At 63.4% G+C, this 12,804-nt stretch carries 9 protein-coding genes; 4 read left to right on the top strand and 5 right to left on the bottom strand.

Features of this window, described 5'->3' with window-relative positions:
* Positions 1-139: 139 nt before the first annotated feature.
* A complete protein-coding gene (locus tag FYJ44_RS11960) occupies positions 140-1,576 on the bottom strand; it encodes a carbon starvation CstA family protein (RefSeq protein ID WP_154512420.1) in 1,437 nt (478 codons plus the stop codon).
* 419 nt (positions 1,577-1,995) lie between these two features.
* On the opposite strand from FYJ44_RS11960, the gene FYJ44_RS11955 reads away from it, so the two are divergent.
* Genes FYJ44_RS11955 through FYJ44_RS11945 form a run of 3 tightly spaced genes read left to right on the top strand, consistent with a single transcriptional unit; the run spans position 1,996 to position 4,618 of the window.
* Positions 1,996-3,369, top strand: a complete 1,374-nt coding sequence (locus FYJ44_RS11955) for a hypothetical protein (RefSeq protein WP_154512418.1) — start codon at positions 1,996-1,998, stop codon at positions 3,367-3,369.
* On the top strand, positions 3,366-3,950 hold the full coding sequence (locus FYJ44_RS11950) for a bifunctional adenosylcobinamide kinase/adenosylcobinamide-phosphate guanylyltransferase (RefSeq protein ID WP_288229315.1): 585 nt from the start codon (positions 3,366-3,368) through the stop codon (positions 3,948-3,950). The genes FYJ44_RS11955 and FYJ44_RS11950 overlap by 4 nt, the downstream gene beginning before the upstream one ends.
* Positions 3,947-4,618, top strand: coding sequence for a hypothetical protein (locus tag FYJ44_RS11945; protein ID WP_154512416.1), 672 nt, complete (start codon positions 3,947-3,949; stop codon positions 4,616-4,618). The genes FYJ44_RS11950 and FYJ44_RS11945 overlap by 4 nt, the downstream gene beginning before the upstream one ends.
* A gap of 131 nt (positions 4,619-4,749) precedes the next feature.
* Here FYJ44_RS11945 and FYJ44_RS11940 read toward each other — a convergent pair whose 3' ends face one another.
* The 4 genes from FYJ44_RS11940 to FYJ44_RS11925 all read right to left on the bottom strand — a co-directional run bounded on the left by FYJ44_RS11940 (position 4,750) and on the right by FYJ44_RS11925 (position 12,263).
* Complete coding sequence (locus FYJ44_RS11940; protein WP_154512414.1) at positions 4,750-5,616, bottom strand: VIT1/CCC1 transporter family protein; 867 nt, start codon at positions 5,614-5,616, stop codon at positions 4,750-4,752.
* A gap of 185 nt (positions 5,617-5,801) precedes the next feature.
* On the bottom strand, positions 5,802-7,076 hold the full coding sequence (locus FYJ44_RS11935; protein ID WP_154512412.1) for an MFS transporter: 1,275 nt from the start codon (positions 7,074-7,076) through the stop codon (positions 5,802-5,804).
* A gap of 37 nt (positions 7,077-7,113) precedes the next feature.
* On the bottom strand, positions 7,114-9,684 hold the full coding sequence (locus FYJ44_RS11930; RefSeq protein ID WP_154512410.1) for a PEP/pyruvate-binding domain-containing protein: 2,571 nt from the start codon (positions 9,682-9,684) through the stop codon (positions 7,114-7,116).
* Positions 9,681-12,263: a sigma 54-interacting transcriptional regulator gene (locus tag FYJ44_RS11925; protein WP_154512408.1), complete on the bottom strand. Its 2,583-nt coding sequence runs from the start codon at positions 12,261-12,263 to the stop codon at positions 9,681-9,683. The genes FYJ44_RS11930 and FYJ44_RS11925 overlap by 4 nt, the downstream gene beginning before the upstream one ends.
* A 224-nt stretch (positions 12,264-12,487) precedes the next feature.
* Here FYJ44_RS11925 and FYJ44_RS11920 point away from each other — a divergent pair, with 224 nt between their 5' ends.
* On the top strand, positions 12,488-12,790 hold the full coding sequence (locus FYJ44_RS11920) for a DVU0150 family protein (protein ID WP_154512406.1): 303 nt from the start codon (positions 12,488-12,490) through the stop codon (positions 12,788-12,790).
* The last annotated feature ends 14 nt before the right edge of the window (positions 12,791-12,804 follow it).

Here is a 12,804-nt window from a genome sequence, read left to right as displayed (position 1 = left end):
TGCTCTCCCGTTATGGTGTTGCTGTGGTTGAGAAAAGGAAGGGCAGAGCCTTGCGGCTCTGCCCGGATGGTTGAAACGCGTTGTCCGGCGGAACTCTTATAGCCCGTGCCGGACGGGCGCGCAAGACGCGGCCCGGCCGCTAGACGTTTTCCGGCGCGCCGGCCACTGCGCGGCGGCCCAGCACCATAAAGGCCACAAAGGCCACGATGGCGGCCACTATGCCGATGATGTTGGAGATGTCGATGCTCATGCCGAAGCCCATGGAGGGCTCGTAGCAGATGTAGGAAACGCAGACCGCTGTCATAAATACGGCGGGCAGGGTGCATATCCAGTGGAGGCGGTCCCTGCGGGCCAGGTAGGCCGCCCCGGCCCAGAGCACGATGGTCGCCAGGGACTGGTTGGCCCAGCCGAAGTAGCGCCAGATGATGTTGAAGTCCACCTGCGAAAGAATCACGCCGATCACGAACATGGGCACGGCGATGAGCAGGCGCGGAGAAACGGCCTTCTGGGAATAGTTGAAAGTTTCGGCGATGGTCAGGCGCGCGGCGCGGAAAGCCGTGTCGCCCGAGGTGATGGGCAGCACCACCACGCCCAGGATGGCCAGCACGCCGCCCACGGCGCCCATCAGGGCGAAGGAGGATTCCGTCACCACGTTGCCGGGGCCGCCGGCGGCTAGGGCTGCGGCCAGCGCGTCGGGACCGTGGTAGAAGCTCATGCCCACGGTGGCCCAGACCAGGCCGATGAAGCCTTCGGCCACCATGCTGCCGTAAAACACGGGCTTGCCCAGCTTCTCATTGGCCATGCAACGGGCCATGAGCGGGGACTGGGTGGCGTGGAAGCCGGACAGCGCGCCGCAGGCGATGGTGATGAATACCAGCGGGAAGATAGGCAGACCCTTGGGATTCTGGTTGGCCCACTGGGCGGAGTTGTAGAATTCCGTGCCGCTGACGAACATCATCACGGTGATGCCCACGGCCATGAAGATCAGGATGGCGCCGAAAATGGGATAGAAGCGGCCGATGATCTTGTCGATGGGCATGATGGTCGCCAGGAAGTAATAGGCGAAGATCACGCAGACCCAGAAGGTCAGGTTCATCCAGATGGGCGTCAGCTTGGCCAGCAGCGCGGCCGGGGCGGCCACAAAGACCACGCCCACCAGAATGAGCAGCACCACGGCGAAGACGCGCATGATCTGTTTGGCGGCGTTGCCCAGGTTGTAGCCCACGAAGGTGGGCACGTTGGCCCCGCCGTAACGGACGGAAAGCATGCCCGACATGTAGTCATGCACGGCGCCCGCGAAAATGGTGCCGACCACGATCCAGACCAGGGCCGAGGGGCCCCACAGCGCGCCCAGGATAGGGCCGAACACCGGGCCCACGCCCGCGATGTTCAGCAACTGGACCAGCCAGACTTTCCAGACCGGCATTTCCACGTAGTCTACGCCGTCGGCGAGAGTCTGGGCGGGGGTGGCGCGGTTGGGCTGCACGCCGAAGACTTTAGCCACAACGCTCCCATAAATGATGTAGCCGACAATCAGCGCGGCCACGGACAGAAGAAAATAAACGTAGTTTGGCATAGCTCCCTCTGTATGCAAAAGTAAATGAACCACTCAAAAATCCGTGCCTCCGATGCGCGGACTTGCAGCATATCGGTACTTTTCAAGTAACCATAAGGCGTCCTGGCGTCAACATAAAGCCGGAATCCGGGAGGAAAAGGAAAAACCTTGCCCGGCGGGGCATCCGGGGTGATCGCGGTGGCCTGGCCGTGCCCTGTGACGGGTTCTGCCGCCCAGCGGACCGGAGCGATTCTTCGGCTGCCGCATCTGTTCGACAGTTATATCTATTAGTATATATTCAAAAAATCCGCAGTGCCTGCGCGTCGAGCAAGTCTCGAGACAAAGTCTGGAAAAAGTATTCACACCCGAAAAAAGCAATGATATCGTGCCGCAGGCGAAAAGCTCCGCCGGAAACGGGGGATAAGCCCGAGGAGACCTGCATGAAACTGGAAAAGAAAACGCCCCAGGTTCCCGACATCATGAACCTCCCCAAACCCCGGCCCGGCAAGGGCGGCGGGCGCAAGGCCGGATTGCTGGCCCTGGTGGCGGTGCTGGCGGTGGGCGGGGCGGCCTTCTGGCTGACCCGTGAGCCGTCCATCCGCGAGCTGTGGCGGGAACAGGCCGCCGGCGTCATCGACAACGCTACCAACGGCACGCCTCTGGCCGGCGTGGGCGATCTGCTGCGGGAGGGGCCTCCGCCCCCGCCTCCGTCGGTGACCAGCCCGAATACCGCGCCGGGCACGCTGGCCGGCCAGAATGTGCAGGGCACGGTGGGCGCGCCTGTGGATACCAGCCTGCCGTCGGGGCAGAGCGGGCTTGCGGGCGGCACGGGCATGCCCGGCCAGTTCGGACAGGAGGCCGTGGTCCCCAAGGTGACGGCTGACAGCAGAGTGCGCCCGGATTTTGTGGAAGATCTGGCCGCCTATCTGGTTTCGCGTTACAAGCCCGGTCCGCGCGGCGGGTCGCTGGGCGTCAGCGTGCAGAGCGTCAACCAGCGCTACGGCGTCAAGATGGCCGGCATGGCTGAAGGAGGTCGCGCGGGCCTGTTGCGTTACGCTTTCCATCCCACCATGCTCCAGAGCCTGTATGCGCTGTATGTGGACCGTTTCATGGCGGCGCTGGATCGCGAGGCGGCGGCCAAGGCCCTGTCGCCGGAGCAGAACCGGCAAATGCACATGGCTCTGGCAGGCCGCTTCGTGATGCTGGCCGGCGCGCTGGAAGGCGTGGCTTCGGTGCCGGATCTGAACAAGCGCATCAAGGGATTGGAACAGATTTCCCAGAACGTGCTGGAGATCAATTCCCAGATGACCACGGCGGTTTTTGATCTGGACCAGTTGCGTGAAAGCAAGGCCTCCCAGCCCGAAATCACGACCACACAGTTGCGCGTGGACGGCCTGAGCGCCCGTTACCGCCGGGTGCTGGAAGAACGCGCGGCCGCGCAGCGCGCTCTGGTGGCGGCCATCCGCAAGGGCGGCGGTCAGGCTCTGGACGACGATTCCCTGCTTTTTGTGGCGTATTGGGTGGACCGGCGCTTGCAAGAAGGGCCGCAGGCCCTGGCTTCCGTGCAGAGCGCCGCCGGCGTGCTGCGGGATCTGGCCCGGCGTTGCGCCCAGGCCGGAGCGGACACGCCCGCCAACAGGGCCGGTCAGGCTCCGTCCGCCCCGCCCCTCCCGTCGGCTCCCGGGGCGGGACCGGCCCGCAATGCGGCGCGGCAGGCTACAGCGCCGCAAAACGCGACGCCTCCGGCGGCGCCCGCGCCCGCGCAGCCGTTGGCTGTGCCCGCTCCCGTCCAGGTGGGCGGCCAGGGCCGGTGAACGCGCCGCTGGTTTTTTTTGTGGGCGGCACGCGCAGCGGCAAAAGCGGCTTGGCCCAGCGCTGGGCCGAGGCTCAGGCCCCGCGGCGGCTTTTTCTGGCCACCTGCCGGGTTGAGGACAATGACGCTGAAATGGCCGCGCGCGTGGCCCGGCATCAGGCCGGACGCGGCGCGGGCTGGTTTTGTGTGGAAGAGCCCCTGGATCCGTTGACTGTGCTGAAAGGCTTCCTGGCCGGAACTTCCGGCCAGGACAGCGACGCGGCCGGCGTGGCCCTGCTGGACTGCGTCAGTCTGTGGATTGCCAATCTGCTGGCCGCCGGGCTGACGCCCGAGGTGATCCGGACGCGGGTGGCGGCCCTGGCTGCCGGACTGGCTGATGAGCCGGGGGGACGCGCCCGCCCGGTGGCTCTGGTCAGCGCGGAAACGGGGCTGGGCATTGTGCCGCCCACGCCGCTGGGACGCGTCTACCGGGATGTGCTGGGTCTGGCCAATCAGACGTTGGCGGGCGTCTGCACCCATGTGATTTTTGTCAGTTGCGGTCTGCCGCTGGCGCTTAAAGGGCCGCTGCCGGAGGGTCTATGAGTGTGGTCGTTCCGCGCCGCCGCAGGGGTGCGCTGTGTTGTGCGCTTCTGGCTTTGGGAATTTTCGCGCTGCTGGCGTCCGTCTCGGTTCCGTTTGTCCGCGCCGCTGACCCGCGTCAGTGTGTGGCGGACGTGGGGCGGGCCATTGACGCGGCGGACGCCGCCGCCTTTGAACGCCTCGTGGATGTGGACGCCATTCTGGACGCGGCCCTGACGCTTTTTCTGCGCGACGCGCAAAAGCCGGAAGTTGCCGCCCGGTTGCCGCCCCTGCTGGCCGTGATGTTTTCCCAGGCCGCTTCCGGGGATTCCGGCGGGAACAATTTGCGTAATCTGCTGTTCAGCGAAGCCCGCGCTTTTGTGATCAACGGCGTGTCTTCCGGGGCTTTCGCCGGGCGCACTCCCAGCGGAGGAGCCGCCCAGGGCCTGCTGGCCCCGCTTTTTGCCGACGCTTCCACAGGCCGCAAGGAGATCCGGCGGATCGGCCAGGCCAGGTCCGACAACCGGGGCTGGCTGGTGCCCTTTGTGGTGCATGACGCGGGCAACGGCGAAAACTACGAGGTGCTTGGCCGGGTCAGCCCGGTGGAAAACGGCTTTCGTCTGACCTCGGTGGAAAATCTGGAGGAACTGCTGGACCGCGTGCGCGCCGAGAGCCTGAATGTGGGCGAATGACCGGCACACCGGTATGGTGGAGCCGATGACCTTTGGAGCGCTATGTTTTTTCAAAGGCCATCGGCTCCTGTCGCATTCAGCGTTGCAATGCTCCGCAATCCCGCTCGGAAACAGCTTGGGAGCGGGCGAAATCACACGTCAATCTGCAGCCAGGCGCGGGCGCCCCAGCCGATGAGAAAGGAGATGAGAGCCACGCTGAAGCTTATGGCCAGCATCTCCCGGAAGCCGCGCAGAAAAGAGGATTTGCGCACCACGGAGACAAAATAGGTGAAGCCCAGAATAATCAGGGCGGCGGTCAGCAGGCAGAAGACCAGTGACACAAGCGGCGCGGAAAAGATGCAATACGGGGCCAGCAGCAGGGCCACGGTAAACATGTAGGCCAGGCCGGTATATGTGGCCGCTTTCAGCGGATGTTTCCCGCCCTCGTCCGTTTTTTTGGAAAGATATTCGGAGGCCGCCATGGACAGGGTGGCGGCGACGCCGGTAATGAAACCGGCTAGGCCGATCATTTTGTTGTCGTTCAGCGCCAGGGTAAAACCGGCGAGCGCGCCTGTCAGCTCCACCAGGGCGTCATTGAGCCCCAGAACCATGGAGCTGATATAGCTGAGGCCGTCCTCTTCAATCATGGCGGCCAGTTCCGCTTCATGCCGGCTTTCGTCCTCCAGTATTTTCCGGGCAATGGGGAATTGTTCCGAAACCGCCTTGTATTTTTCAATGGCTTTGGTTTCTCCCGATTCCATCAGATTGATGATAAAGGTCAGACCGAAAATTTTTGCCAGAAAGATAAAAAACCAGACCCGGAAAACGCTGAGTCGGGGAAGCGCGTCCAAAAGGGATGCCCACTGGGCTTTGTGGCTCTGTTCATCCCGCGCGATGGCTTCCAGCACCCCGCGGTTGTGCTCCGACTTGGTCTTTTTCGCCAGAACCGTATAGACGGCGGCGTCCAGGGCTTCATCAAGATAAAATTGACGGATATATTGTTTCATTTCCGGGGTCATGTTCCACTCCACAATAATACATATGTTCAAAGGCCGCTGAAAGCCTGCGAACGGAAAGCGCCGGCTGCCTGCCGTGAGCGTTTTTTCGCGCAGTGCCGCGTCAGTACTCCGCGCTGTTGCCGGATACAGCGTAACGGTTGGGGAGAGAGGACGCAATCTCTTGAATTTCTACATCTTATAATTTGTTAAAGGGATTCCGCTCCGGCTTGGCGTCGCTTCGCCGCATCCCGCCGGAGCATCCGCGTCCTGTCGATCACCATGCAGCAGCCGCAGATGAACACGCTGACGGCGGTGGCGGTGAACACCCCGCGATAGCCGTAGCCAGCATGGATCACCAGACCGCCCAGCAGGGGAGCCAGCATGCCGCTGGAGTCAAAGGTGGCCATCATCACATTGGAATTGATGGAGCGGGTGGTAGGCGTGGAGCGGTCATACACGGCGGCGGCCAGCAGGGGATAGAGCAGGCCCAGCCCCAGACCGTAGACACAGGTCAGGGGAATGAAGGCCCAGAGCGGCCCCCAGGCCAGGCCCAGCATGCAGCAGGCCAGCACCGCGCAGCAGAGCGTGGTCACCCGGTAGCGGGGCAGCGTGTCCAGGCGGTGGCTGCCGAACAGCCGGACCAGAATGATGGTCACCGTGTAGGTGGAGAAAAACCAGGCCGGCTGCGCGCCGGTCACGGCGCAGAGGCCTTTCATGAAGAAAATGGCCAGCACGGTCATAATGCTGAAGGTCAGACAGGCCATGTAGACGAAAAACAGGCCCGAATGGCTCACAGCCTGCCAGAGGGCGCGGCCCGAAAGGCTGTTCTCGCCCTGTGCGGGCATTTCCGGCGTCCGCAGGCGTGGGGCCAGGGGAATCAGCATGGCCAGCGCGGGCAGGCCCAGCACGGCCGTGAGGGCGAAAAGACGCGGCTCGCCGCCCAGAACGGGCAGAAGACGCTCGGCCAGGGCCGGAATGATCGAATAAGGCAACAGCATGGTCAGGGAGAAGAGGGCGAAGCCTCTGGCGCTCTGCCCCTTGGGAATGCAGCTGACCAGCACGGCCACAGTGCAGCTGGAATAGACGGCCAGGGCGATACCCTGAATGATGCGCAACAGCCAGATGATGCCGATGACGTGCTCTCCCCGGACATAAGGATAGGCCAGCATGACGCAGCTGGAGACCATGATGGAGGCAAGCATGGCTAACAGCTTGCCGCGCTTGAGCAGCAGCACGCTGGCCAGGGGACGGCAGAGCAGCACCATGGCGAAGAGGGAGGAAAGCAGCACGCCGCGCCAGTTGGGGCTGATGCTGAGGCCTTCCAGCCATTGCTCGAAACAGTAGAACACGGCGATGTAGCTGTTGCTGAACATGGCCATGCAAAAGAGCAGGATAAAGTCGCGGCTCAAGAGTTTCTGGGGCGGCTCGGAGGGTTTGTCCCAACGCCTGGGCTGTTCCGGCGGTCCTGCAAAGGGGGGCATGGGGGCCTCATTGGTTTCCGGTGTGGAAGCCCTCCGCTTAGTGGTATTCGCCGTTGAGGAATTTGGCGGCGTACACCTGGACGGCTTCGTCATTGACCATAAGCATGTCCATCTGGCGGGTCATAATCAGCAGACGCCCCAGTTGATCCAGGCGCGAACACAGTTCGAGCTTGGGGTATTTCTGGTAGCGCGCGCGTATCCTATCACCCGTGACCTCGACGGTAAAGCCGAGTTCCGTGAGGATGAGCCCGATGCAGCGCACCCGCCGCGCGCGCTGTTCATTGCCCGCCGCGCCGCCCGCGAATTCGAAGCGGATGTAGTTTTTGCTCAGGGTGTCGCCGCACCAGGTATCCAGAATGGCGTAGTGATAGCCCACGCGCGAGGAAAAATTGAGGTAGCGGTCGGAGACTATGGCGTAGCTGCGGTCGCCGAAGCGCTCGCCGCCGTGCTGGTTGCCGCCGACCATGGTCTGGCCCATGACCGAGAGAAAACCGCGCATGTTCACCGGGCGGGGACCCTTGGCCTGTACCGCGGGATTGAGCATGCCGTTGAGCACATGCCGGAAGGGCATGCTGGTCACGTCTTCGGGCTTGGCTGTGGAGGCTTCGGGATGTTTCAGGCCGCCGCCCAGGTCGATAATGTAGAGGTCCAGCGGCACGGAACAGACCAGATGGCTGGCCACGCCGCCCGCCCCGCTTTCGGAAAGGCTGTCGGAGAGCAGAAACATCTCCGAATAGCTCAGTTCGTGCGCGTAGCGCATGACGTCGTGCAGGGAGGTGCAGTTGGCCGGGCTGAACAGGGCCGACTGCGGGTCCACCAGGTGCAGGGGCAGAATGTACGGGGCCACCCGCCGCAGCAGCACTAGGGCGGGCGTATCCACTCCAGGGCGTCGGCGGGCCAGGCGCAGGGCCAGCAGTTCCGGCACCTCGCCGTCAAAAACCCGGCCCGACAAGGCGTCCACGGTCACCACTTGACCCGGCGCGAGCAGGCTGGTGGCTCCGGCCAGATTCATCAGCGTGGGCACGCCGAATTCGCGGCAGATGGACGCCATGTGCCCGGTGAGGCTGCCGGTTTCGGCAATGATGGCCGCCGCCCGCTGCATGGCGGTCATGGCGTTGGGCGAGGAATGCTGCATCAGCATGACTGCGCCTTCCGGAAAGTGGGTCAGATCCTCATCCGGATGCACCCGCACCACCGGGCCGCAGCCCACGCCCTTGGCCGCCACGTCCGCGCCGGACAGCAGGGGCCGCATATGCTTCAGGGCCGGGGCCGCGCTCTCCTCCGGCGTGCTGTCCAGGCCCATGGGTCTGGTCTGGAGCAGGACGATCTGGTCGTCTTCGTCCACGGCCCACTCCAGATCCTGCGGGTACTGATAGTGACGCTCCAGTTCCAGGGCCATTTCCACCAGCCGCCGCACCTGCCCGTCACTGAGGCAGGGCACGTCCCGCAGTTCCTCGGGCACGTCGGCCAGCGCGCTTTCCACGCCCTTGTCCGTGCGCGCGAGCTGCAGGCGCGTCTCCTTATGGGCGATGGTGGCCTGAGTGATTTTGCGGGTGGCCCGCGAAACCAGCCATTGATCGGGCGTGCCCGAGCCGTCCACCACCATTTCGCCCAGTCCCCAGAGGCCGTTGATCAGCACGCAGTTGGAGCGCAGGTCCACGGGATGACGCGAGAAAGCCACGCCCGCGGCCTTGGCCTTGACCATCTCCAGACAGCAGAGGCCCATGCCCGTGGCGTCCAGGGCATAGCCGTGCGCGGCCCGGTAGGTCAGGGCGCGCTCGGAAAAAAGGCTGGCCATAACCTTTTTGAAGGCCATGAGCAGGTCCTGCCGCCTGACGCCCAGAATGCTGCGGTACTGCCCGGCGAAGGATTGCACCCCGTCCTCGGCGACGGCACTGGAGCGCAGGGCCGCCACAATGTCGCTTTCCGCGCCGAAGGCTTCGTCCCAGGCCGCCAGCATGGGGTCGCTCACCGTGTCAGGCACCTCGGCTTCCAGGATGAGACGCTGCACCTCCTGGGAGGCCGCGCTGATGGTGGACGGCTTTTCGGTGTCCACCGACCGCAACTGGCTGTAAATATTCCTGAACAGGCCGCTGCTGCGCAACAGAAAAAGCGTCCCCGCCTTGATGGTGATGGCGAAGCCGCGCGGCACGGGCATGTCCAGCATGTTGCGCAGTTCCCCCAGGTTGGCGTTTTTGCCGCCTACGCTGTAGGCCATGCTGGCGTCCACCTCGCTGAGAGGCAGGGTCAGGGAAGTCACGTCGCCGCGCGCGTGCTGCTCCAACTCGCGTTCAATACGGCCGCCCAGAGCTTCCACCGCCGCGCTGAGATCCCGATGGCGCTGATTGGAAATGTCGTTGAGGCAGGCCGCCATGCGTTCGCACTGAAGGATGGCCCGGCGCGCTTCCTTGCGCACCTGCCTGGTTTCCAGGCTGCGGTCGCCGCGCTGGGCCGCGTTCAGCCCGGCCAGAATGCCGGCCAGGTCGGCATTGGCCTGCAACAATTCCTTGAAGGAGGCGTAACGGCGGGTAAAGGCGGCCATGGCCTGCTCACGGCTGATGCGCGGCGCGAGGCCCAGCAGTTTCCGCAATGTCTGTACGGCGTTCATCTGGGGCGTCCTTTGTCGGCCGGTGTTTGTCCGCCGGGCTGCACGATCACGTAACGCTGGGCCGGGCCGCGCCCTTCCTTGCGCATCAGGCCGAGGCGCACCATCTGTTGCAAGTCGTATTGCGCCGTGCGCATGGAAATGCCCTTGCCAGCCAGGTTCTGATATTCCTGGCGGCTCACGCTGCCCAATACCGCCAAGCGCGGCAGCAGTTCCCGCTGCCGGTGGTTGAGCTGGTCCGGATTCGGGACGGACGGCGCTTCCCCCGTGCCCTGCTCCGAAGTCGGAGCCGGACGCGCGGGCGGATCACGGTGCGTGTCCGGCTCTCCGCCTTTTGTCTCTTCCGGCGTCCGGCTTTCCCGCGAAGCCTTGCCGTCCGGCGTGTCGTTCACCGGCTGGCCGCCGGGATCAAGCTGGATGTTTTCCGCCAGAATCAGATCTCCGTCGCAAAAGGTCAAGGCTCTGGTCAGGGTATTTTTCAACTCACGCACATTGCCGGGCCAGTGGTGGCGCATGAGCTTTTCCAATGCGCCCCGGCTGATCCGGGGAATGGTTCTGGGCATGCCCGGCTCGCGGGTCTTCACGGCCTCATTCATAAAATGGACCATCAGGGCCGGAATGTCCTCTTTGCGTTGCCGCAGGGGCGGGGTGTGAATGGTAATGACGGCCAGCCGGTAGTACAGGTCATCGCGAAAGGAGCCGTCCTGCCCGTCGCCGCGTAGTTCGGCGTTGGTGGCGGCGATGATCCGGGTATCAAAGGGCACGTCGTGGTCCGAGCCCAGAGGACGGATGCACCGGGTGGAGAGCGCCCGCAACAGGGCCTGCTGCACCTTGGGGGTGGCGTTGCCCACCTCGTCCAGCATCAGGGTGCCGCCCTCGGCGGCCAGAAAAGCCCCTTTGCGCGCCTGCTTGGCCTCGGTGAACGCGCCCTTGACGTGCCCGAAGAGGGTGTCCATAAGCAGGGCCTCATCCAGAGCGCCGCAATTGATGGTGATGAAAGGGCCGTCGGCGCGGGCGCTCAGACGGTGAATGGACTCGGAAACCAGTTCCTTGCCGGTGCCTGTTTCGCCCACGATCAGCACATCGGCCAGCACCTGGGAGGCCTTCTGAACCTGACCATACAGCGCCTGCATCGGCAGGGAAGCGCCCACCAGACCCCGGGTCGGCAGATCCGCCGGGTCGGGCAGGTCCTCCACGGCCTCCCGCTGCCAGAGGGCGGTCTGCGCCGCCGCCTGGGAGCGCTGGTCGGCCCTGGCCCGGCGCAGCCGGTTAAGCAGGGTGTCCACGTTCTGCTTGATCGCTTCCAGTTCCAGCGGCAGAGGGGGCAGATTCAGGGGCTCGGCGCTGTCGTCTTCATTGCGGCTGCGCAGCTCGCCGGAAAGCAGATTCAGACTCCGGCCCATGTTGCGGGCGAGCCACCAGAGGCTCAGCCCCAGCAGGAGCAGCCCGCCCAGAAAACAGAGGGTGTAAATGCTCAGCAGCTGTATGCCCGCATGTGTGGATGTAAAGCTGCTGTCCAGCATGGCCAGCCCGCCGACCACCACGCGCGGGCCTTCCGGATTGGGCATGAAGGTCACCGGCGCGTAGCTCACGCTTTCAACCCGCATCTGGCCGCTATTCCAGGCCGTGCCCACCTCCGAAAGAGGAAGCCGGCCGGAGCGGCCCGCCTGCACCTCGGCCACCATGGTCCAATAGTTGAGATGTTCCGGGCCGGGACGAAAGGCCATGCTGAAACCGGGGCGGCCGAAATCCCCGCGGAAACCGGCCCGCACCGCATCGGAACGCAGGGCTTTTTCGCCGGAATCGTTGTCGAGGTTTTCGGACTGGAAAAGCATCCAGCCGTCCTGATCGAAAAAAAGGCTGCGCACTCTGGTTCCCGCTCCGGCACTGATGGGCGCCTCGGGCGAGGAGTACAGCGACATGGTGTCGCGCAACGCGTTGAGATCCAGCGAGAGAATCAGAATGCCCTGAAAATTTCCGGCCGCGTCGTAAATGGGCGTCGAAAAGCGCAGCACATAAAAGGCCAGGCTTTGCAGCGACTTGTCAATGGGCACCATGGAATAGACCACTTCCAGGGGCTGGCTTACGTTCACATGACCGGGCCGCTGACCGGGACTGATGTTGTGAAAGGGACCGGCCGGGGCGTCCAGAGCCACATGGGGCGGCACTGCGATGATCTCGCCGCCGTAGTTTAAAAGGAGATAGCGGTTTTCAGGCGTCAGGCCCATGAAGGCCACTTCGCGGTAACGCAGGCCGTCGGCGCGGGAGCGGAATTTGAGGCGGCGCGCCATTTCCTGCCGGTCCATGGAGCCGGCGGCCAGAATCAGCAGCTGGTTGCGCGTTTCCACCAGAATCTGTTCCAGCGCAAGGCTCATGGCCTGGGTCTGTAATTGTGTGTTGCGCGCTATTGCGCGATTGACGAGATTTGCGAGGCTGCCGCCGGTCACGAAAAAAATCAGCGCCAGAACCGCTGCCAGCAAGGGCAGGCCCAGCAGCAACATGCGGCTTGTCAGGCTGCGGTTCACAAAAAAGGAGGCGGTTTCCACGGAGTTGCCGCCGACGATGAAACCAAAAAAGCGCATGTTCCTCCTTGGTTGCGCAAAAAAGCGCAAGCTCTGGGCCGAATATAGAAAAAAAACACCTTTTTGACAAGGCTGTGAGCGGGATTTGCTGGAATAATACGAAAAAAATCTTTGAAATCACGCAGTGGCACGGGCTTTGCTATTATTTTCACAAATTGCAGTGGCATGTGGTTTGACCGGCGGCTGCGCCGCCTGAAGGGAACCAAACAATTGTGGAGGATACCATGAAGAAAATGCGCAGGCTTTGGACCTGGATTTTGGGCTGCGCGCTGATGCTGCCCGTACTGATGCCCTCAGTGGCGCTGGCGGCCAAGAAAAAGGCCGACGTGGTCATCGTGGCCGACACCCGCAAGCTGGACGGCATTTTGTATTGGTGGGCGGAAATGTATAATGAAAGCCATTTCTTCTTCGCCATTCTGACCATGATCATCATCCCGATTCTCGGCTGTCTTCTCGGCTTTCTCGCTGACATCGTCATGTCCCACATCGGCATTGACCTCAAACACCGCGAACTGGCTGAAAAGTAGCCCGGAAAGGAGGC

It is taken from the genome of Desulfovibrio porci (assembly GCF_009696265.1).
Lineage (GTDB): Bacteria > Desulfobacterota > Desulfovibrionia > Desulfovibrionales > Desulfovibrionaceae > Desulfovibrio > Desulfovibrio porci.
Note: the sequence above shows the minus strand (reverse complement) of the source record. Positions and strands in the feature narration are given on the sequence as shown.

What these genes read in the sequence shown, in the direction of transcription:
- FYJ44_RS11920 (WP_154512406.1), top strand. Translation starts at nt 12,488, where the DNA reads ATGAAGAAAATGCGCAGGCTTTGGACCTGGATTTTGGGCTGCGCGCTG.
- FYJ44_RS11955 (WP_154512418.1), top strand. Translation starts at nt 1,996, where the DNA reads ATGAAACTGGAAAAGAAAACGCCCCAGGTTCCCGACATCATGAACCTC.
- FYJ44_RS11935 (WP_154512412.1), bottom strand. Translation starts at nt 7,076, where the DNA reads ATGCCCCCCTTTGCAGGACCGCCGGAACAGCCCAGGCGTTGGGACAAA.
- FYJ44_RS11930 (WP_154512410.1), bottom strand. Translation starts at nt 9,684, where the DNA reads ATGAACGCCGTACAGACATTGCGGAAACTGCTGGGCCTCGCGCCGCGC.
- FYJ44_RS11945 (WP_154512416.1), top strand. Translation starts at nt 3,947, where the DNA reads ATGAGTGTGGTCGTTCCGCGCCGCCGCAGGGGTGCGCTGTGTTGTGCG.
- FYJ44_RS11940 (WP_154512414.1), bottom strand. Translation starts at nt 5,616, where the DNA reads ATGACCCCGGAAATGAAACAATATATCCGTCAATTTTATCTTGATGAA.
- FYJ44_RS11925 (WP_154512408.1), bottom strand. Translation starts at nt 12,263, where the DNA reads ATGCGCTTTTTTGGTTTCATCGTCGGCGGCAACTCCGTGGAAACCGCC.
- FYJ44_RS11960 (WP_154512420.1), bottom strand. Translation starts at nt 1,576, where the DNA reads ATGCCAAACTACGTTTATTTTCTTCTGTCCGTGGCCGCGCTGATTGTC.